Origin of the sequence: Klebsiella aerogenes, assembly GCA_029027985.1 — a bacterium.
In the GTDB taxonomy this organism is placed as follows: Bacteria; Pseudomonadota; Gammaproteobacteria; order Enterobacterales; family Enterobacteriaceae; genus Klebsiella; species Klebsiella aerogenes_A.
This window is the reverse complement of sequence record CP119076.1, coordinates 670,223-689,502: the sequence shown is the minus strand read 5'-3', so window position 1 is coordinate 689,502 and position 19,280 is coordinate 670,223. Positions and strand designations below refer to the sequence as shown.

The window sequence follows — 19,280 nt, the reverse complement described above, 5'->3', positions numbered from 1 at the left end:
ACAATAGCGGACGTTTTCAGAGAAGCGGCCGCTTTTGTTGCGCCCGAGATCAAGGTGTTCGGGCCGCTCCAGGAGTACACTAGTCGAAAAACGGTACCACTTAGGAAAGTCCATGGTTGTCATTCAAGAGATTGTCGCCGCGCTGTGGCAACATGATTTTGCCGCATTGGCAAACCCTCACGTTGTGGGTTTTGTATATCTGGTCATGTTCGCAACCCTGTTTCTGGAAAACGGACTGCTGCCCGCTTCGTTTTTACCGGGGGATAGCCTGCTGCTGCTCGCCGGCGCATTGATCGCCAAAGGCGTCATGGATTTCGTCCCCACTCTCGCTATTTTGACCGCTGCCGCCAGTCTCGGCTGCTGGCTGAGCTACTTGCAGGGGCGTTGGCTGGGCAACACTAGCATGGTGAAAGGTTGGCTGTCGCATCTGCCGCACAAGTATCACCAGCGCGCCACCAACATGTTCGATAAGCACGGCCTGCTGGCGCTGCTGGCTGGGCGTTTTCTGGCGTTTGTCCGCACCCTGCTGCCAACCATGGCAGGCATTTCCGGGCTGCCGAATCGTCGCTTCCAGTTTTTCAACTGGCTGAGCGGCCTGCTGTGGGTCGGCGTGGTCACCGGTCTTGGCTACGCGCTGAGTATGATCCCATTTGTGAAAAACCACGAAGATCAGGTCATGACCTGCCTGATGGTGCTGCCCATCGCCCTGCTGGTGACCGGTCTGGTCGGCACGCTTATCGTGGTGATCAAAAAGAAATATTGCAGTGCCTGATTAACGCGTGCCGGGCCTACAGCGGTAAGTACAGCAGCCGTAGCCCTGCTAAGCGCAGCGCAAGCAGGGAAATCCCGGCGGTACCGTTTTTGTCAGGTGGCGCTTTGCTTACCTGACCTACGTTTCGCGCCATTTGTCACCCCGTAGCCGTAGCCCTGCTAAGCGTAGCGCAAGCAGGGAGCATCCCGCGGTGCCGTTTTTGTCAGGTGGCGCTTTGCTTACCTGACCTACGTTTCGTGCCATTTGTCGCCCCGTAGCCGTAGCCCTGCTAAGCGCAGCGCAAGCAGGGAAATCCCGGCGGTACCGTTTTTGTCAGGTGGCGCTTTGCTTACCTGACCTACGTTTCGTGCCATTTGTCACCCCGTAGCCGTAGCCCTGCTAAGCGTAGCGCAAGCAGGGAACATCCCGCGGTGCCGTTTTTGTCAGGTGGCGCTTTGCTTACCTGACCTACGTTTCGTGCCATTTGTCACCCCGTAGCCCTGCTAAGCGTAGCGCAAGCAGGGAAATCCCGGCGGTACCGTTTTTGTCAGGTGGCGCTTTGCTTACCTGACCTACGTTTCGTGCCATTTGTCGCCCCGTAGCCCTGCTAAGCGTAGCGCAAGCAGGGAATATCCCGGCAATATCCTTATCAAATCCCCTGCATCATACGAATACGCGCGGCATCCTCGCCCGGCGTGATACCAAAATAGCGTTTAAACTCACGGCTGAACTGCGACGCGCTTTCGTAGCCGACGCGCATCGCCGCGGCGCTGGCCTTCATGCCGTCGTGGATCATCAACATCCTTGCCTTGTGCAGACGATAAGTCTTCAGATATTGCAGCGGCGAGGTACTGGTGACCGATTTGAAGTTATGGTGGAAGGCCGAGACGCTCATATTGGCCTCAGCCGCCAGCTGATCGACGCTCAGGTTTTCGGTGTACTGGCTTTCAATGCGTTTGAGGACGCGGCTAATCAGGCTGAAGTGGGTCTGACGGCTAACCAGCGCCAGCAACGCCCCGCCGCAGGGACCAATCAGCACATGATAAAGGATCTCGCGGATAATCTGTTTGCCGAGTATACGCGCGTCCAGCGGCCGTTCCATGACATCCAACAGACGTTCCGCCGCGCAGAGAATCTCTTCCGAGAGCACCGCCGAGTTGATCCCGCTGGAAGCCATTGACGGCTGAAAGAGCTCGTCTTCGCCGATATCCATCAGCAGTTCCTGCAGTTGCAAAATATCCACATTCAGCCGCATCCCCGCCAGCGGCACTTCCGGGGTGGCGAAGGTCTCACATTCGAACGGCAGCGGCACAGTGAGCAGCAGGTATTCATTGGTGTCGTAGCGAAATGTTCGCTCATTGATATAGCCAATCTTATGGCCGGAAAAGAGAAAAACGATCCCCGGCTGGTACATCACCGGCGTGCGGGTACCCGGCTGCGTCCCGTATAGTAGACGGATATCCGGTAGCAGGTCGCTCAGCACTTCTTGCTTATCTTTCAGCTGGTTAACCTTTTCCGTTAACAGCTGGCATATCTCGGCACGGTTCATTTTCGCCACTTCTCCGACTATTTTTCTACGCTCTCATTGTGCGCATATTTACGCCTTTTCTCCAGCCCCATGGAGAAATGGGCAAGACAATGGCAGGAATGTGCATTGAGGGGAAACGGCCGCAGGAACACAATAGCCGCCATCGGGTAGAAAGTCGTTCTTTCTGCCGGGAGTTTCATCTTTATGAGGGCACCAGCCATGAATAACTTCAATTTACATACCCCAACCCGCATTCTGTTCGGCAAAGGCGCCATCGCCGATCTGCGTGAGCAAATCCCTGCTGGCGCTCGCGTGCTGGTCACTTACGGCGGCGGTAGCGTGAAGAAAACCGGCGTGCTTGATCAGGTGCTGAACGCGCTGGCGGGCTTTGAGGTGCTGGAGTTCGGCGGCATTGAGCCAAATCCGTCTTACGAAACGCTGATGAACGCGGTGAAAATCGCCCGCGAAGAGAACATCACTTTCCTGCTGGCGGTCGGCGGCGGTTCGGTACTCGACGGTACCAAATTTATCGCTGCGGCAGCGCACTATGACGCGAATATCGATCCGTGGGAAATCCTTGAGACTCACGGCGGCAACGTTGCCAGCGCTATCCCGATGGGTTCGGTGCTGACGCTGCCAGCCACCGGTTCCGAGTCAAACAAAGGCGCGGTTATCTCGCGTAAAACCACCGGCGACAAACGCGCCTTTATGTCCGAGCACGTCCAGCCGGTCTTTGCGATCCTCGATCCGGTTTACACCTACACCCTGCCGCCGCGCCAGGTGGCGAATGGCGTCGTTGACGCTTTCGTCCATACCGTTGAGCAGTACGTCACCTACCCGGTCGATGGCAAAATTCAGGACCGTTTCGCGGAAGGCATTCTGCTCACCCTGGTCGAAGAGGGTCCGAAAGCGCTGCAGGAGCCGGAAAACTACAACGTTCGCGCCAACATTATGTGGGCCGCGACTCAGGCATTGAACGGCCTGATCGGCGCAGGCGTGCCGCAGGACTGGGCGACGCATATGCTCGGCCATGAACTGACGGCGATGCACGGTCTGGATCATGCCCAAACGCTAGCCATCGTTCTGCCGGCGCTGTGGAATGAGAAACGCGATATCAAGCGCGCTAAGCTGCTGCAGTACGCAGAACGCGTCTGGAACATCACCGAAGGTTCTGAAGCAGAGCGTATCGATGCCGCTATCGCCGCGACGCGTGGTTTCTTCGAGCAGATGGGCGTGCCGACTCGTCTTTCCGACTATGGTCTCGACGGTAGCTCCATCCCGGCGTTGCTGGTGAAACTGGAAGCACATGGCATGACCAAACTGGGTGAAAATCAAGATATTACCCTGGACGTTAGCCGCCGTATTTACGAGGCAGCTCGCTAAATTATCCCCGCCTGATTCACCTCTCCTTACGATAAACAAACATCGGGGAGAGGTGTTTTTTACTACCGTTTTTAGCTATTTCGTCCAGACTTAATGCTACCCCTCGGCGGATTCTATCGCGCTGAGTTCATTAACAGGAGGAAGGCATGACACATCCAACCGTTATAAAACTACACGACGGCACCCTGATGCCGCAGTTGGGTCTCGGCGTGTGGAAAGCAGGCAACGAGGAAGTCGTCTCCGCCATTCATAAGGCGCTGGAAGTCGGTTATCGCTCTTTTGACACCGCCGCCGCGTACCAAAATGAGGCTGGCGTCGGCAACGCGTTGAACAGCGCGGGCGTCAATCGCGATGAGCTTTTTGTCACCACCAAACTATGGAATGACGATCAAAAACGACCGCATGAAGCGCTAAATGAGAGCCTCAGTAAGCTGAAGCTTGATTATGTCGATCTCTATTTAATCCACTGGCCGGTACCGGCAATCGGCCATTATGTTGAAGCCTGGCAGGCGCTGATAGAACTGCAGCAACAGGGGCTGGCGAAGAGCATCGGCGTATGTAATTTTCAGGTGCCGCATTTGCAAAAGCTGATTGATGAAACCGGCATCGCCCCGGTGATAAACCAGGTTGAACTGCACCCGTTAATGCAACAACGCCAGCTGCACGCCTGGAACGCCACACACAAAATCCAGACTGAATCCTGGAGCCCGTTAGCCCAGGGCGGCGAAGGCGTTTTCGATCAGAAAATCATTCACCATCTGGCGGATAAATATGGCAAAACCCCGGCGCAAATCGTCATTCGCTGGCATCTCGACAGCGGTCTGGTGGTGATCCCGAAATCCGTCACCTCGTCGCGCATCGCGGAAAACTTCGAGGTCTGGGACTTCCGCCTCGACAAAGATGAGTTGGGGGAGATTGCGAAGCTGGATCAGGGCAAGCGTTTAGGGCCAGATCCCGATCAGTTCGGCGGGTAAAAGGTAAAAAGCCGGATAGCGCTCGCGCTTCTCCGGCCTACACACAGGCCCGGCAGGCGAAACGCCTCCGGGCAATACAACAGGCTTAACGTCCGGCAACTTTGCCGCGTTTGATGGGCTTCTTCGCCGTCTCCCCACCGTTCGAACGCTGATGCACAATTGGCGTGTGCTTGGTTAACGCCGGGCGAGTGTTGCGATTCTGGCGACGCGCTTCGCGCATCTCATCCAGCGTCGGCGCCGGTACCAGGCAGTCGCGGCGTGAGCCAATCAGGTGCTTTTTGCCCATGCTTTCCAGCGCCTGGCGGATCAGCGGCCAGTTTGCCGGATCGTGATAGCGCAGCAGCGCTTTGTGCAGGCGGCGCTGCTTGTCGCCCTTCGGCACCACCACGTCTTCGCTCTTATAGCCAATTTTACCCAGCGGGTTCTTGCCGGTGTAATACATGGTGGTCGAGTTTGCCAACGGCGACGGATAGAAGTTCTGCACCTGGTCGAGACGGAAACGACGTTGCTTCAACCACAGCGCCAGGTTCACCATATCTTCATCGCGGGTTCCCGGGTGGGCGGAGATAAAATATGGGATCAGATACTGCTCTTTACCTGCCTGCTTCGAATAGGTGTCAAACAGCTCTTTAAAGCGGTCATAGCTGCCCATGCCCGGCTTCATCATCTTCGACAGCGGCCCTTCTTCGGTATGTTCCGGGGCGATCTTCAGATAGCCGCCAACGTGGTGGGTCGCCAGCTCTTTGATATAACGCGGATCTTCTACGGCGATGTCGTAGCGCACGCCGGAGGCGATCAGGATTTTCTTGATGCCTTTCAGGTCGCGGGCGCGGCGATAGAGGTTAATCGTCGGTTCATGGTTGGTATCCATGTGCGGGCAGATATCCGGGTACACACAGGAGAGACGGCGGCAGGTCTGCTCGGCGCGCGGCGATTTACAGCGCAGCATGTACATGTTGGCGGTTGGGCCGCCAAGATCGGAGATAATACCGGTAAATCCGGGAACAGTGTCGCGAATGGCTTCGATTTCGTTGATGATCGAATCTTCGGAACGGCTCTGGATAATGCGCCCTTCGTGTTCGGTGATCGAGCAGAAAGAACAACCGCCGAAGCAGCCGCGCATGATGTTGATAGAGAAACGGATCATCTCGTAGGCCGGGATACGCGCATCGCCATATACCGGATGCGGCACGCGTTTATACGGCAACGCAAAAACGCTATCCATCTCTTCGGTGGAGAGTGGGATCGCCGGCGGGTTAACCCAGATGTAACGCTCGCCGTGTTTTTGCATTAGCGCGCGGGCGCAGCCTGGGTTCGTTTCATGGTGCAGAATACGCGACGCGTGGGCGTACAGCACTTTGTCGCCTTTGACCTTCTCGAAGGATGGCAGCAACACGTAAGTCTTCTCCCACGGTTTTGGCCGCGGCGGCTGTACGGTAATGCTTTTGGCTTGCTGCTTTTTCGGCTCAACCGGTTTGTTATCGGCGCACGGCAGATCTTCACCATACGGATGCGGAATCGGGTCGATTTTGCCCGGGGTATCCAGACGCGTGGAATCGACGCCGCTCCAACCCGGCAGCGCTTCTTTTACCATGATCGCGGTATTACGCACGTCGCGAATGTCGGAGATCGCTTCGCCCATCGCCAGACGGTGCGCCACTTCAACCAGCGGACGCTCACCATTGCCAAACATCAGCATATCGGCTTTCGAATCCACCAGCACCGAGCGGCGAACGGTATCAGACCAGTAATCATAGTGCGCGGTACGGCGCAGGCTGGCTTCAATACCGCCGAGGATCACCGGCACATCTTTCCACGCCTCTTTGCAGCGCTGGGTATAAACCAGCGTTGCGCGGTCAGGACGTTTGCCTGCCACGTTGCCAGCGGTGTAAGCATCGTCATGACGCAGTTTACGGTCGGCGGTATAGCGGTTGATCATCGAGTCCATGTTGCCCGCGGTGACGCCAAAGAACAGATTCGGCTTACCCAGACGCATGAAGTCTTCTTTGCTGTTCCACTCCGGCTGGGAGATGATCCCGACACGAAAGCCCTGCGCTTCCAGCATACGGCCACAGATAGCCATACCGAAGCTTGGGTGGTCGACGTAGGCGTCGCCAGTCACCAGGATAATGTCGCAGCTATCCCAGCCAAGTTGATCCATCTCTTCACGCGACATCGGTAAAAATGGCGCAGGGCCAAAACAGGCAGCCCAGTATTGCGGCCAGGAAAATAGGTCACGATCCGGCTGGATCAGGGATATTGCGCTCATATTGCTTCCGGGGAAAATGATAAAAAAATAATCAAAAAGGGCGTGGATTATAAGCCGGATCAAGACAGGAAATGAAGGAGGATTTTCTCAAACCCTGACCGCGACCCGGCCAGGGTGACGGAGATTACGGCGCCGGATTCACCAGAATCTGGCCAATCGAGCCGCGGTCGGCGAGCTCTAACGTCTGGCTGAGATACTGGAACGGGAAGTGCGGCCAGGACGGTTGGTTGTAATACACCATCAGTTCTACCTGCCCGTCGATCCACACGGTATCTTTCCAGCCTCTGTCTTCCGGGAATGGCATCGTCCCGTTGACGTTGCGGATCTGGAACATCACGCCTTCAATATGGAACGACTGCGGGCGGTCGGCGCGGACGGTCCAGCGCTCCCATGTGCCCTGCTGGGCGGTGATATCAATACGCTGCGGATCCCACAGTTGACCGTTGATACCCGGGTCGTCGCCGAGAGTGATATCGCGGCTGCGCAGCGGCGTACCGGAAAGCAGCTCCGTCGGCAGCAGACGCACCGGCAGGCTATCGGTCACCAACGGCAACAGGCCGGTCGGGCGCAGCGTCAGCACCAGCGTGGAGATCAGAATACTCGACGGTTCGAAGAAACCGCGGATACGGTCGACGATACTGGCCGCTTCGCCACAGGTAATCGACACTTCATCGCCGTTGGTCATATCGACCAGAATCTCGCGCCGCTCGCCGGGAGCCAGCGACAATTGCTTAAGCGAAACCGGCGCCGGCAGGAATCCTTGATCGCCAGAGATCACGTGCAGCAGGCGGCCATCGCTCATCTGCAACTGATAGCGCCGCGAGTTGGAGGCGTTCAACAGACGCAGGCGTACCCAGCCGCGCGAAACTTCGACGTACGGTCCCTGCGCGCCGTTCACCAGCAGCGTATCGCCAACAAAGCCGCCACTGCCCGGTTCGCTATATTCCGGGCTCCCAAAGTTATCCAGACGTTTGTCCTGAATGATCACCGGGAAGTCATCAACGCCGTAGTGGTTCGGGATCGGCAGATTCTTGCTGACCTCGTCTTCCACCAGCCACATCCCCGCCAGGCCGTTGTAAACCTGTTTCGCCATGCGGTTTGGCGTATTCGCCTGATACCACAAGGTCGCCGCGCTCTGGCGAATCGGCAGCACCGGCGCCCAGTCGGCGTTCGGCGACATCATGCGCGCCGCGCCGCCAATCAGCGGCCCCGGCACCTGTAGGCCACGAATCGTCATCGCGACATTTTCGGCCAGGCGGTTGCTGTAGATCAGTTTGACGTCATCGCCGTTCCAGACGCGGATCGTCGGCCCAAGATAGCGGCCATTGATGCCCCATACCGGCGCGCGCGTTCCCTGAGTGAATGACCAGTGGGAACGTTGCAGGGTCAGAAACAGCGGCTGACCACGACGGGATTCAAGCAGAGGCGGAACCGGCAGCACCGGCTGCTGGCCGGCGGCATGAGCCTTCAGCGGCGCGGCGCCCGCGCACAGCGCTACACCTGAAGCCTTAATAAACTGACGCCGACTGAATGACATATTAACTCCATGAAATACTGACAATGCACAAGGGGAATTCGTTTCCCGCCAGCAATACGCTCGCATTGGCGGCGTTTTCTGTTTTATTTCTTACCGGCCGCTTCACGCTCGGCCACTTCTTTATCCAGCTCGGCGATTTTCGCCGCCATCAGTTCACGACAATGCGTCGCCAGCGCGCGCACGTTATCTTTACCAAACTGGCTGGTATCTACCGGCGGCAGCATTTCTACAATCACCAGACCGTTGTTCCAGCGACTGAGTTTGATTTTGTTCGATGTGTTCGACACGCATACTGGAATAATCGGTACGCCAGCAGCGATCGCCGCGTGGAAGGCGCCGGTTTTAAAGGGCAACAGACCGCGACCGCGGCTGCGGGTCCCCTCAGGGAACATCCAGAACGAAATTTTACGCTTTTTAAAAGCATTCACCACTTCAGCAATGGTGCCGTGCGCTTTGGTCCGATTATTACGGTCAATCAACAGGTTGCCCGTCAGCCAATAGAGTTGGCCAAAGAACGGGATCCACAGCAGGCTCTTTTTACCCACGGTGACCGTCGGCGGCTGCACGATGTTCGACGCTGTCACCATATCATAGTTGTTCTGGTGGTTAGCGATGTAGATCGCATTGCCGTAGCTTTCCGCATCCGCGGGCTTGCGCAGCTCGACTTTCAGGCCGAATACCGGGGACAAACGGCCAAACAGGTGGCCGAACGTCGCGACGTGCTTAGGGTTGCGTGGGCTGAACAAGCAGTAAAGACTGCCAAATATGCATACCACGATGCAATAAATGACAACGAAAATTAGTCGAAAAATAAATAGCATAGCTTCCTCTGAAACCCAAACCGCTTTGCGTTATACCCGTTGTTTCGCAGGTTCAAGACACCGCTGTCCACTCCATGCGGGGCGGAAAATCTCCGCCCCAAGAGGACATGTTAATCGCAATGCCTGAATAAACAACGATTTTGCGGCAAATTTTAGCATCCTCCGCCTGGGTGAAGGATGCTGATTTTACTCTTCGCTGTCTCCAGCCGAGGCGCGACGCGGGGAATCGATCTCTACGCGGTCGATTTTCTGTAGACCACGCATCAACGACCCGCGACGGCCGCGCTCGCCGGTGACTTTCTGCAGCTCTTCCGGACGCAGTTTGATCTTACGTTTGCCGACGTGAATGGTCAGCGTGCTTTGCGGCGGCAGAACAAACAGGTGCGCCAGGCCGTCCTGGCCGGAGGCGGCTTCCGCCGACGGAATATTGATAATCTTGTTGCCCTTGCCTTTCGACAGCTGCGGCAGATCGCTGACCGGGAACATCAGCATCCGTCCGGCGTTGGTAATCGCCAGCAGCATATCGGCGTCATCTTCAATGACCAGCGGCGGCATCACGTGTGCGTTTTCCGGTAGCGTGATCAATGCCTTACCGGCACGGTTGCGCGCCACCAGATCGTTGAAGGTACAGACAAAACCGTAGCCGGCGTCAGAGGCCATCAGCAGCTTCTGCTCATCGCCTTCCATCAGCATATGCTCGACGCTGGCGCCCGGCGGCAGCGTCACCTTACCGGTAACCGGCTCACCCTGACCACGGGCGGAAGGCAGCGTGATCGGGTCGATAGCGTAGCTGCGCCCGGTGGTATCAATAAACACCACCGGCTGGTTGCTCTTGCCTTTCACCGAGGCTTTCCAGCTATCGCCCGCTTTGTAACTGAGCCCCTGCGCGTCAATGTCGTGGCCTTTGGCGCTACGCACCCAGCCCATCTGCGACAGAACGATAGTGACCGGCTCGGACGGCAGCATATCGTGCTCGCTCATCGCTTTCGCCTCTTCGCGCTCGCGCAGCGGTGAACGACGATCGTCGCCGAAGGTATCGGCGTCGGCCTGCAGCTCTTTCTTCAGCAGGTTGTTCATCTTACGCTCGGAGGCCAGAATCGCCTGCAGCTGATCGCGCTCTTTTTCCAGCTCGCTCTGCTCGCCGCGGATCTTCATCTCTTCCAGCTTCGCGAGGTGGCGCAGTTTTAATTCCAGAATCGCTTCCGCCTGGGTTTCGCTGATGCCGAAGCGGGCGATCAGCGCCGGCTTCGGCTCATCTTCGCGGCGGATTATCTCAATCACCTCATCAATGTTGAGGAACGCCACCAGCAAACCTTCGAGGATATGCAGGCGCTTGAGCACTTTTTCCAGACGGTAGTTCAGGCGGTTACGCACGGTATCACGGCGGAAGGTCAACCATTCCGTGAGGATTTCGAGCAGATTTTTCACCGCCGGACGGTTGTCCAGGCCGATCATGTTGAGGTTGATGCGGTAGCTCTTTTCCAGATCGGTGGTGGCAAACAGGTGATTCATCACCTGCTCCATATCCACACGGTTGGAACGCGGTACGATCACCAGACGAGTCGGGTTTTCATGGTCCGACTCATCGCGCAGATCATCCACCATCGGCAGCTTTTTGTTACGCATCTGCGAGGCGATCTGCTCCAGCACGCGCGCGCCGGACACCTGATGCGGCAGCGCGCTGATCACCACCGCGCCGTCTTCTTTCGCCCACACGGCGCGCATACGGACTGAGCCGCGGCCGTTCTGGTAGATTTTGCGAATTTCAGCGCGTGGGGTAATGATTTCCGCTTCGGTCGGGTAGTCCGGCCCCTGCACGATATCCAACAGCTCGTCGAGCGTGGTTTTCGGTTTTTCCAGTAGCGTAATCGCCGCCTGAGCCACTTCGCGCAGGTTGTGCGGCGGAATATCGGTGGCCATACCGACGGCGATACCGGTGGTGCCGTTCAGCAGGATGTTCGGCAGACGCGCAGGCAGCATTTTCGGCTCCTGCATCGTACCGTCAAAGTTCGGTACCCAGTCGACGGTGCCCTGGCCCAGTTCGCTGAGCAACAGTTCGGCGTATTTCGATAAGCGGGATTCGGTATAACGCATCGCCGCGAAGGATTTCGGATCGTCCGGCGCGCCCCAGTTCCCCTGCCCGTCTACCAGCGGATAGCGGTAAGAGAACGGCTGCGCCATCAGCACCATCGCTTCATAGCAGGCGCTGTCGCCGTGCGGGTGATATTTACCCAGCACGTCGCCGACGGTACGGGCGGATTTTTTGAACTTGGCGCTGGCGTTCAGGCCCAGCTCGGACATCGCATAGACGATGCGACGCTGAACCGGCTTTAAGCCATCGCCAATAAACGGCAATGCCCTGTCCATGATGACGTACATGGAGTAGTTCAGGTAGGCATTTTCCGTGAATTCATGTAGCGCAAGGCGCTCTGCCATATCGCTCATTAATCGTGGATCCTCAATCTGGGTCGCGGCCATTCCGGCGGCAAAACTACCCGCGATAATACCCGATCTCACGTCCTGAGTCACAGGAAGTGAGATCGGTTGAAGAGGATGTCGGCATCAATTGAGCGAGGGGTAAAAACCTTATGGCGTGATTTTACCGATCTGTTTGACGTCGATTTCTACCGAGTTCCAGTCTTTATCGACTTCGCCCTGAATTTCTACCGTATCCTGCGGGCCAACGGTCACGCCGTTCCAGCGCTTATGATCGATATCGACGTTAACCATCCCCGAAGCATCCTGGAATTTATACAGATCATCAGAGACGCGTTCGACGATTTTACCGCGCAGGGTGACCCAGGTGTCATCGCGCAGCGATTTCGCATTCGCCACGGTCGTCACCGCGCCGCTCGGCCCGGTGAAGCCGCCGCCCTGCGTCGTTGAAGAAGGGCCAGTGAACCCGCCCTGCCCGGCAGCCAGTACCGGCATGGAAATCAGAGCGACGATCGCGGTCATCGCAGCAATTTTCTTCATCTTATGTTCTCCCTTGGTGTTGGTATGGCTCCCATTACGCCTGACAAAACTTAACGACTTCTTAAGCGGAAAAAAGAAATTTTAATGCTGTACATCCCCTCTCACAACGCGCTTTACTGCGCAGAGCAGCAGGATCGCCGGAGGAAGATATGCGCATATTATTGGTGGAAGATGACAAACTGATCGGCGACGGCATCAAAGCCGGGTTGAGCAAAATGGGCTTCAGCGTCGACTGGTTTACCCGTGGCGAAGAGGGGAAAGCCGCGCTATATAGCGCCCCTTACGACGCCGCGATTCTGGACCTTACCCTCCCCGGCATCGACGGTCTTGATATTCTGCGTGAATGGCGCAGCAAAGGCCGTAGCGAACCGGTGTTGATCCTCACCGCCCGCGACGCGCTCAGCCAGCGGGTCGAAGGGCTACAGCTCGGTGCCGATGACTATCTCTGCAAGCCTTTCGCCCTGATTGAGGTGGCGGCACGTCTCGATGCGCTGATCCGCCGCGCCCATGGCCAGAGCAGCAGCGAGCTGCGCCACGGTAAGGTGATGCTCGACCCTCACCGCTTAACCGCCACCCTTGATGGCGAAAACCTGGCGCTGAAACCGAAGGAGTTCGCCTTGCTCGAGCTACTGATGCGCAACGCCGGGCGCGTGCTGCCGCGCAAGCTGATCGAAGAAAAACTCTATAACTGGGATGACGACGTCTCCAGCAACGCCGTGGAAGTTCATGTCCACCATCTACGCCGTAAACTCGGCAGCGGTGTTATCCGCACCGTACACGGTATCGGTTATACCCTGGGTGACGCATGAAACGACTCGCCCGCCTGAGCCTGCGCGTCCGCCTGACGCTGCTATTTGTCTTACTGACCAGCGTCGCCTGGGGGATCGCCAGCGTTATCGCCTGGCAGCAGACCAGCGAAAAGCTGGATAAGCTGTTTGATACCCAACAACTGCTATTCGCCCGCCGCCTGAGCGCGATGAATTTCGATGAACTGCGCGCGCTGCCGACACAACAGCGGGAAAAGAAGAAGGTTAAACACGGCCATCTCGATGATGATGCGCTGGCGTTCGCCATCTTCACCGCCGACGGCAGCATGGTGCTCAACGATGGCGAGAACGGCGAAGATATTCAATGGGGGGCGCAGCGGGAGGGCTTCAGCGATGCCTACCTGCGCGGCGATGACGACGAATGGCGTTTCCTGTGGCTAACCACTGCCGACGGCCGCCATCGTATCGCCGTCGGTCAGGAATGGGATTACCGCCGTGAAATGGCGATGGATATCGTGACCTCGCAGCTCACGCCATGGCTGGTCGCGCTGCCGCTGATGTTCGTGCTGTTAATCGTGCTATTAAGCCGCGAACTGGCGCCGCTGAAGAATCTGGCCCGCACCCTGCGCCTGCGCGCGCCGGATTCCGCGGAATTGCTGCGCGACGATAAAATTCCCCCGGAGGTTCGCCCCCTGGTCGATGCGCTGAACCAGCTGTTCAGCCGTACCCACGACACCATGCTCCGCGAGCGCCGGTTTACCTCTGACGCCGCCCATGAGCTGCGCAGTCCGCTGGCGGCGCTGAAGGTGCAAACCGACGTCGCCCAGCTGTCAATGGATGACCCTGAAGGTCGGGATAAGGCGCTGGCCCAACTACATCAAGGTATTGACCGCGCCACCCGGCTGGTCGATCAGCTGCTGACCTTATCGCGGCTGGATTCGCTTGCCCAGCTCGACGACGTACAGCCGGTCGCCATCGACGAGCTATTGCAGTCGGCGGTGATGGAAATGTACCACCACGCGCAGCAGTCCGGTATTGAGCTGCGCTTACACCTGAATGCCGACAATATCGTTCACACCGGTCAGCCACTGCTGCTCAGCCTGCTGGCGCGCAATCTGCTGGACAACGCCGTGCGCTATAGCCCACGCGGCAGCCAGGTTGATATCACGCTTAACGCCCGCGAGTTTCGCGTCCGCGATAACGGCCCCGGCATTAGCCCGCAGGCGCTGGCGCGTATTGGCGAGCGCTTTTATCGCCCACCTGGTCAGGAGGCGCCCGGTAGCGGATTAGGCTTATCGATCGTCCGCCGCATCGCATCGCTGCACGGCATGAACGTCGATTTTGCGAACGCCCGCGACGGCGGCTTCGAGGCGCGCGTTTACTGGTAGCAATATTATTGCCGGAAATGCAAAAGACTTTGCACATTTTGCTCATTTTACTCACCCGCTTCGCGGGGTAACATTGCCGACAAATTTAATCGTTTGAGGGTAAAAAATGAGCAACATCTTGATTATCAACGGTGCGAAAAAATTCGCTCACTCTAATGGCCAATTGAACGACACCCTGACCGAGGTCGCGGATGGTTATCTGCGCGACCTCGGGCATGATGTTAGAATCGTCCGCGCCGACGGCGAGTACGACATCAAAGAAGAAGTGCAGAATTTCCTGTGGGCCGACGTGGTTATCTGGCAGATGCCGGGCTGGTGGATGGGCGCACCGTGGACCGTGAAAAAGTACATGGATGACGTCTTCACTGAGGGTCATGGTTCGCTGTACGCCAGCGATGGCCGCACCCGCGCCGACGATAGCAAAAAATATGGCGGCGGCGGTTTAATCCAGGGCAAACAGTACATGCTGTCGCTGACCTGGAACGCGCCGCTGGAAGCGTTCACCGACAAAGAGCAGTTCTTCCACGGCGTCGGCGTTGATGGCGTTTACCTGCCGTTCCACAAAGCCAACCAGTTCCTGGGCATGAGCGCGATGCCGACCTTCCTCGCCAATGACGTGATAAAAATGCCTGACGTTCCACACGTCATCGCAGAATATCGCAAGCATCTGGTCGAGATTTTTGGTTAACTAGATGTCTACACACAGAAGGAGTTGAGTTAACCATGTTAACAGTGATTGCCGAAATTCGTACCCGTCCGGGCCAACACCACCGCCAGGCAGTACTGGATCAGTTCGCTAAAATTATTCCTGCGGTGCTGCAGGAAGAGGGCTGCCACGGCTACGCGCCGCTGGTTGATCACGCCGCTGGCGTGAGCTTCCAGACGACCGCCCCGGATTCGATCGTCATGCTTGAACAGTGGGAAAGCGTCGCGCATCTGGAAGCACACCTGCAAACGCCGCACATGAAGGCTTACGCCGAAGCGGTCAAAGGCGACGTGCTGGAGACTAACATCCGTATTCTGCAGGCTGGCGTATAAGCCGATGGCACAAGCGGGCATAGAAAAAGGGAGCTGAAAGCTCCCTTTTTACGTTTCGCGGAAAGTATGACTCAGGCTTCAATATCCGCCATATCGCCTTTCTCCTGCAGCCAGTTGCGGCGGTCTTCAGAACGTTTCTTGGCTAACAGCATATCCATCACCGCGGTGGTTTGCTGCTCATCTTCATCGGTCACGATCAGCTGTACCAGGCGACGGGTGTTCGGGTCGAGCGTAGTTTCGCGCAGCTGCATCGGGTTCATCTCGCCCAAACCTTTAAAACGCTGCACGTTCGGCTTGCCCTTCTTCCGCTTCAGTTGCTCCAGCACGCCGGCTTTTTCTTCTTCCGTCAGCGCGTAATAGACCTCTTTGCCAAGGTCGATACGGTACAGCGGCGGTAGCGCGACGTACACGTGGCCTTCTTTCACCAGCGTGCGGAAATGCTTCACAAACAGCGCGCATAGCAAGGTGGCAATGTGCAGACCATCGGAGTCGGCATCGGCGAGGATACAGATTTTGCCATAGCGCAGCTGGCTTAAATCATCGCTGTCCGGATCGATGCCAATCGCCACCGAAATATCATGTACTTCCTGCGAGGCTAACACCTCATCGGAAGAGACCTCCCAGGTATTGAGGATCTTGCCCTTCAGCGGCATGATCGCCTGATATTCGCGATCGCGCGCCTGTTTCGCCGAGCCGCCCGCCGAGTCCCCTTCGACGAGGAACAGTTCGGTGCGGTTCAGATCCTGCGCGGTACAGTCCGCCAGCTTTCCTGGCAGCGCCGGGCCGCTGGTGAGCTTTTTACGCACCACTTTCTTGGCGGCGCGCAGACGACGCTGCGCACTGGAAATCGCCATTTCCGCCAGCAGTTCCGCCGCCTGAACGTTCTGGTTTAACCACAGGCTGAACGCATCTTTTACCACTCCGGAAACGAATGCCGCGCACTGGCGCGACGACAGACGCTCTTTGGTCTGCCCGGCGAACTGCGGATCCTGCATCTTCACTGACAGCACGTAAGCACAGCGATCCCAGATATCTTCCGCCGACAGCTTCACGCCGCGCGGCAGGATATTACGATATTCGCAGAACTCGCGCATCGCATCGAGCAGCCCCTGACGCAGACCATTAACGTGAGTACCGCCCTGCATGGTCGGGATCAGGTTAACGTAGCTTTCGGTCAGCAACTCGCCGCCTTCCGGCAGCCACAGCAGCGCCCAGTCCACCGCTTCCGTTTCACCGGCGAAATTGCCGACAAACGGTTTTTCCGGCAGCAGCGGCAGGCCGTTTACCGCTTCGCACAGATAATCGTTAAGACCATCCGCGTAGCACCAACGCTGCTCGCTGTTATTCACCAGGTCGCGGAACACGATTTCCACGCCCGGGCACAGCACCGCTTTCGCTTTTAACAAGTGGGTGAGTCGCGAGACGGAGAAGCGCGGGCTGTCGAAGAAGCTTTCATCCGGCCAGAAATGGACGCTGGTCCCGGTATTGCGCTTGCCACAGGTGCCGGTCACGTGCAGATCTTCGACCTTATCGCCATTTTCAAACGCGATGCTGTACACCTGACCGTCGCGGCGTACATTGACTTCCACACGCTTCGACAAGGCGTTGACCACAGAAATCCCCACCCCGTGTAGACCGCCGGAGAACTGGTAGTTTTTGTTGGAAAACTTACCGCCCGCGTGCAGTCGGCAAAGGATCAGTTCAACCGCCGGAACCCCTTCTTCCGGGTGGATATCGACCGGCATCCCGCGCCCGTCGTCGATAACCTCCAGCGACTGATCGGCATGAAGAATGACCTCCACGCGTTTGGCGTGGCCAGCCAGTGCTTCATCCACACTGTTATCAATAACTTCCTGACCAAGATGGTTAGGACGGGTCGTGTCGGTGTACATTCCCGGACGGCGGCGAACCGGCTCAAGCCCGGTGAGTACCTCAATGGCATCAGCGTTATATGAAGATTGCGTCATGGTGTGTATTCGTAGGTCGTTCTGAACCGCTTAGCGCAGGCCCAGAAAATCGATAATCTGGGTGAAATGATCTTCAAAGCCAACAAATGCGTGATTACCGCCCTCCTCGACCGTTTGTCGGCAGGAGGCGAAATAGTTAACAGCCTGGCGGTAATCAAGCACTTCATCGCCCGTTTGCTGCAATAACCAGATGAGGTCAGGCGCTTCCAGCGGGTCGATATGCATGACTTTAAGATCGTAAATATGGCGAGACTCTAGCACATATTGCTGCCCCGTGTACGGATTCTCATTGGGGCCAAGAAAATTGTTCAGCAGCTCAAACGGCCGCACCGCCGGGTTAACCACCACCGCCGGCAGCATAAAACATTGCGATAGCCAGGTCGCATAGTAGCCGCCCAACGACGAGCCCACCACGCCTAACGGCTCACCGCCGCGCTCCAGTACGATGGCCTCCAGCATTTCGGCCGCTTGCGCCGGCCAGGCAGGCAGTTCCGGCACCACCATGTTGATTTCAGGGTAGTTCTGCGACAGCCACGTTTTCAACGCCGTCGCTTTTGCCGAGCGCGGAGAACTGTTAAAACCGTGCAGATAGAGAAGCGTAGACATCAGTATCCTTCTGAGGCGATATCCGGGTGAAACTCAGCGCCGCTCAGGCGGCAGACTTCGGTGGTCAGCGTGCCGTCGGGGTGCAGCTCAAGCCAGCGCCAGCCCGGAGAGACAGTATCAAGGGTGAAATTGGCGCAGTGCGGCTTAAACTGTACGCAGGTCGATGGCGTCGCCATCATCCGCCGCCCGTTCCAGTCGAGATCCAACTCCTGGTGAATATGACCGCACAGCAGGTGCTTCACCCGCGGGTAGTTGCTCAGGATGCGATCTAACGCTCCAGCGTTGCGCAGACTATGCTGATCGAGCCAGCTGCATCCCGCCGGTAATGGATGATGATGCAACAGCAGCAGCGTGTTGCGCTCGGGCGCGGCATCCAACTGATGCTCAAGCCACTCCAGTTGGAAGTCGCTCAGCTCGCCGTGGGGCACGCCGAATACCTGACTGTCTAACAGGAGAATTTGCCAATGGTCGCCCAACAGGACGCGTTTTGCAGGGGAGATGCCGGCATCGTGCAGCGTGCTGTACATCGCCGGTTGGAAATCATGGTTGCCCGGCAGCCAGACGCAGGGTGCGGCAAAGCTCGCGATGCCTTCAGCGAAGTGCTGATAGGCCGCGGCGGAGTGGTCTTGCGCCAGATCGCCTGTTGCTACAATCAGGTCGCATTCACGCTGTGAGGCATGTATCGCACGCAATACCGCCTGATAACTTTCCCAGGTATTGATACCTAACAGCGTTTCATGTTTTTCAGCAAACAGGTGAGTATCAGTAATTTGTAATACCCTGACTCTGGCCTCACCAGCCAGAGGTAGGTTTAACAGGCTTTCCAAATGGTGTCCTTAGGTTTAACGACGCTAACAAACCGGAATCGCCATCGCTCCATGTGCTAAACAGTAACGCAGCCAGTCGGCCAGAAACTGATTAATTTGATGCTTTTCGTCGCGTTGATGCAACTTTTTATTAGGATAATCATATCTCGCTTTGAAGCGAAAAATCTGCTGACTCGAACACACTTCGGCCACCATGGCGTCGTGGTACAGGCGCACCGTCATTGACGGCAGGCTCCAGTAGCTCACCGCAGGCAGAGTCTGTTCTATGGTCACTAATGTAGTGTAGCGGGTCGATTCGACCACCGTTAACCGGTATTGCGCCGCACCCACCTGATAGTTCGCCATATCGCCAACCGCCTCAGTGCGAGGCAACAGGCGGCGCAGCTGGGCGAAATTGGTTTCGCACAGGCGCATCATCTCCGGGAAGTCAGGTGTATAACGCTTCATA

Annotated in this window: 17 protein-coding genes and 1 pseudogene; 7 read left to right on the top strand and 11 right to left on the bottom strand. The window is 57.1% G+C overall.

The genetic code is table 11. The annotated features are described in order from the left end of the window. Positions 1 to 112: 112 nt before the first annotated feature. Positions 113 to 772: a DedA family general envelope maintenance protein YghB gene (gene yghB, locus PYR66_03355; protein WEF28786.1), complete on the top strand. Its 660-nt coding sequence runs from the start codon at positions 113 to 115 to the stop codon at positions 770 to 772. A gap of 227 nt (positions 773 to 999) precedes the next feature. On the opposite strand, the gene PYR66_03350 is transcribed toward yghB, so the two are convergent. Further along, positions 1,000 to 1,125, bottom strand: coding sequence for a hypothetical protein (locus PYR66_03350; protein WEF28785.1), 126 nt, complete (start codon positions 1,123 to 1,125; stop codon positions 1,000 to 1,002). A gap of 275 nt (positions 1,126 to 1,400) precedes the next feature. After that, the gene (locus PYR66_03345) at positions 1,401 to 2,300 is read right to left on the bottom strand and encodes an AraC family transcriptional regulator (GenBank protein ID WEF28784.1); all 900 of its coding nucleotides are present in this window, start codon (positions 2,298 to 2,300) and stop codon (positions 1,401 to 1,403) included. A 198-nt stretch (positions 2,301 to 2,498) separates the two neighbouring features. Between PYR66_03345 and yqhD the strand changes: the two genes are divergently transcribed. After that, complete coding sequence (gene yqhD / locus PYR66_03340; protein ID WEF28783.1) at positions 2,499 to 3,662, top strand: alcohol dehydrogenase; 1,164 nt, start codon at positions 2,499 to 2,501, stop codon at positions 3,660 to 3,662. A 146-nt stretch (positions 3,663 to 3,808) separates the two neighbouring features. Then, positions 3,809 to 4,636, top strand: coding sequence for a 2,5-didehydrogluconate reductase DkgA (gene dkgA, locus PYR66_03335; GenBank protein ID WEF28782.1), 828 nt, complete (start codon positions 3,809 to 3,811; stop codon positions 4,634 to 4,636). A gap of 145 nt (positions 4,637 to 4,781) precedes the next feature. On the opposite strand, the pseudogene PYR66_03330 reads toward dkgA, so the two are convergent. The 5 genes and pseudogenes from PYR66_03330 to PYR66_03310 all read right to left on the bottom strand — a co-directional run bounded on the left by PYR66_03330 (position 4,782) and on the right by PYR66_03310 (position 12,239). Continuing rightward, a pseudogene (locus PYR66_03330) lies at positions 4,782 to 6,996 on the bottom strand (YgiQ family radical SAM protein). A 33-nt stretch (positions 6,997 to 7,029) separates the two neighbouring features. Continuing rightward, complete coding sequence (ftsP, locus tag PYR66_03325) at positions 7,030 to 8,442, bottom strand: cell division protein FtsP (GenBank protein ID WEF28781.1); 1,413 nt, start codon at positions 8,440 to 8,442, stop codon at positions 7,030 to 7,032. Between the two features lie 83 nt (positions 8,443 to 8,525). Next, complete coding sequence (plsC, locus tag PYR66_03320; GenBank protein ID WEF28780.1) at positions 8,526 to 9,263, bottom strand: 1-acylglycerol-3-phosphate O-acyltransferase; 738 nt, start codon at positions 9,261 to 9,263, stop codon at positions 8,526 to 8,528. 186 nt (positions 9,264 to 9,449) lie between these two features. Then, positions 9,450 to 11,708, bottom strand: a complete 2,259-nt coding sequence (parC, locus tag PYR66_03315; protein WEF28779.1) for a DNA topoisomerase IV subunit A — start codon at positions 11,706 to 11,708, stop codon at positions 9,450 to 9,452. Positions 11,709 to 11,849: 141 nt separating this feature from the next. Further along, entirely contained in the window at positions 11,850 to 12,239 is a 390-nt protein-coding gene (locus tag PYR66_03310; protein WEF28778.1) for a YgiW/YdeI family stress tolerance OB fold protein, read from the bottom strand. A 149-nt stretch (positions 12,240 to 12,388) separates the two neighbouring features. On the opposite strand from PYR66_03310, the gene qseB reads away from it, so the two are divergent. The 4 genes from qseB (at position 12,389) to PYR66_03290 (ending at position 15,432) form a co-directional block, all read left to right on the top strand. Continuing rightward, positions 12,389 to 13,048: a quorum sensing response regulator transcription factor QseB gene (gene qseB, locus PYR66_03305; GenBank protein WEF28777.1), complete on the top strand. Its 660-nt coding sequence runs from the start codon at positions 12,389 to 12,391 to the stop codon at positions 13,046 to 13,048. After that, positions 13,045 to 14,394 carry a quorum sensing histidine kinase QseC gene (qseC, locus tag PYR66_03300; protein ID WEF28776.1) on the top strand — a complete coding sequence of 450 codons (1,350 nt, stop codon included), beginning with the start codon at positions 13,045 to 13,047 and terminating at the stop codon, positions 14,392 to 14,394. Before qseB ends, qseC begins: the two co-directional genes overlap by 4 nt. 106 nt (positions 14,395 to 14,500) lie before the next feature. Beyond that, positions 14,501 to 15,082, top strand: coding sequence for an NAD(P)H-dependent oxidoreductase (locus PYR66_03295; GenBank protein WEF28775.1), 582 nt, complete (start codon positions 14,501 to 14,503; stop codon positions 15,080 to 15,082). A 35-nt stretch (positions 15,083 to 15,117) separates the two neighbouring features. Beyond that, a complete protein-coding gene (locus PYR66_03290; GenBank protein ID WEF28774.1) occupies positions 15,118 to 15,432 on the top strand; it encodes a putative quinol monooxygenase in 315 nt (104 codons plus the stop codon). A gap of 71 nt (positions 15,433 to 15,503) precedes the next feature. Here PYR66_03290 and parE read toward each other — a convergent pair whose 3' ends face one another. Genes parE through PYR66_03270 form a run of 4 tightly spaced genes read right to left on the bottom strand, consistent with a single transcriptional unit; the run spans position 15,504 to position 19,279 of the window. After that, the gene (parE, locus tag PYR66_03285; protein WEF28773.1) at positions 15,504 to 17,399 is read right to left on the bottom strand and encodes a DNA topoisomerase IV subunit B; all 1,896 of its coding nucleotides are present in this window, start codon (positions 17,397 to 17,399) and stop codon (positions 15,504 to 15,506) included. Between the two features lie 30 nt (positions 17,400 to 17,429). Next, positions 17,430 to 18,005 (bottom strand): esterase YqiA, encoded by a 576-nt coding sequence (yqiA, locus tag PYR66_03280; GenBank protein ID WEF28772.1) that lies wholly within the window; start codon positions 18,003 to 18,005, stop codon positions 17,430 to 17,432. Then, complete coding sequence (gene cpdA, locus PYR66_03275; protein WEF28771.1) at positions 18,005 to 18,832, bottom strand: 3',5'-cyclic-AMP phosphodiesterase; 828 nt, start codon at positions 18,830 to 18,832, stop codon at positions 18,005 to 18,007. Before cpdA ends, yqiA begins: the two co-directional genes overlap by 1 nt. Positions 18,833 to 18,856: 24 nt before the next feature. Then, positions 18,857 to 19,279, bottom strand: a complete 423-nt coding sequence (locus PYR66_03270) for a DUF1249 family protein (GenBank protein ID WEF28770.1) — start codon at positions 19,277 to 19,279, stop codon at positions 18,857 to 18,859. Between the last annotated feature and the right edge of the window lies 1 nt (position 19,280).

Excerpts from the sequence above, each read along its gene's own strand:
- ftsP (WEF28781.1), bottom strand. The coding sequence starts at position 8,442 with ATGTCATTCAGTCGGCGTCAGTTTATTAAGGCTTCAGGTGTAGCGCTG.
- yqhD (WEF28783.1), top strand. The coding sequence starts at position 2,499 with ATGAATAACTTCAATTTACATACCCCAACCCGCATTCTGTTCGGCAAA.
- qseC (WEF28776.1), top strand. The coding sequence starts at position 13,045 with ATGAAACGACTCGCCCGCCTGAGCCTGCGCGTCCGCCTGACGCTGCTA.
- PYR66_03290 (WEF28774.1), top strand. The coding sequence starts at position 15,118 with ATGTTAACAGTGATTGCCGAAATTCGTACCCGTCCGGGCCAACACCAC.
- PYR66_03345 (WEF28784.1), bottom strand. The coding sequence starts at position 2,300 with ATGAACCGTGCCGAGATATGCCAGCTGTTAACGGAAAAGGTTAACCAG.
- PYR66_03310 (WEF28778.1), bottom strand. The coding sequence starts at position 12,239 with ATGAAGAAAATTGCTGCGATGACCGCGATCGTCGCTCTGATTTCCATG.
- yghB (WEF28786.1), top strand. The coding sequence starts at position 113 with ATGGTTGTCATTCAAGAGATTGTCGCCGCGCTGTGGCAACATGATTTT.
- PYR66_03270 (WEF28770.1), bottom strand. The coding sequence starts at position 19,279 with ATGAAGCGTTATACACCTGACTTCCCGGAGATGATGCGCCTGTGCGAA.
- qseB (WEF28777.1), top strand. The coding sequence starts at position 12,389 with ATGCGCATATTATTGGTGGAAGATGACAAACTGATCGGCGACGGCATC.
- plsC (WEF28780.1), bottom strand. The coding sequence starts at position 9,263 with ATGCTATTTATTTTTCGACTAATTTTCGTTGTCATTTATTGCATCGTG.
- yqiA (WEF28772.1), bottom strand. The coding sequence starts at position 18,005 with ATGTCTACGCTTCTCTATCTGCACGGTTTTAACAGTTCTCCGCGCTCG.
- parC (WEF28779.1), bottom strand. The coding sequence starts at position 11,708 with ATGAGCGATATGGCAGAGCGCCTTGCGCTACATGAATTCACGGAAAAT.
- PYR66_03350 (WEF28785.1), bottom strand. The coding sequence starts at position 1,125 with ATGGCACGAAACGTAGGTCAGGTAAGCAAAGCGCCACCTGACAAAAAC.
- dkgA (WEF28782.1), top strand. The coding sequence starts at position 3,809 with ATGACACATCCAACCGTTATAAAACTACACGACGGCACCCTGATGCCG.
- parE (WEF28773.1), bottom strand. The coding sequence starts at position 17,399 with ATGACGCAATCTTCATATAACGCTGATGCCATTGAGGTACTCACCGGG.
- PYR66_03295 (WEF28775.1), top strand. The coding sequence starts at position 14,501 with ATGAGCAACATCTTGATTATCAACGGTGCGAAAAAATTCGCTCACTCT.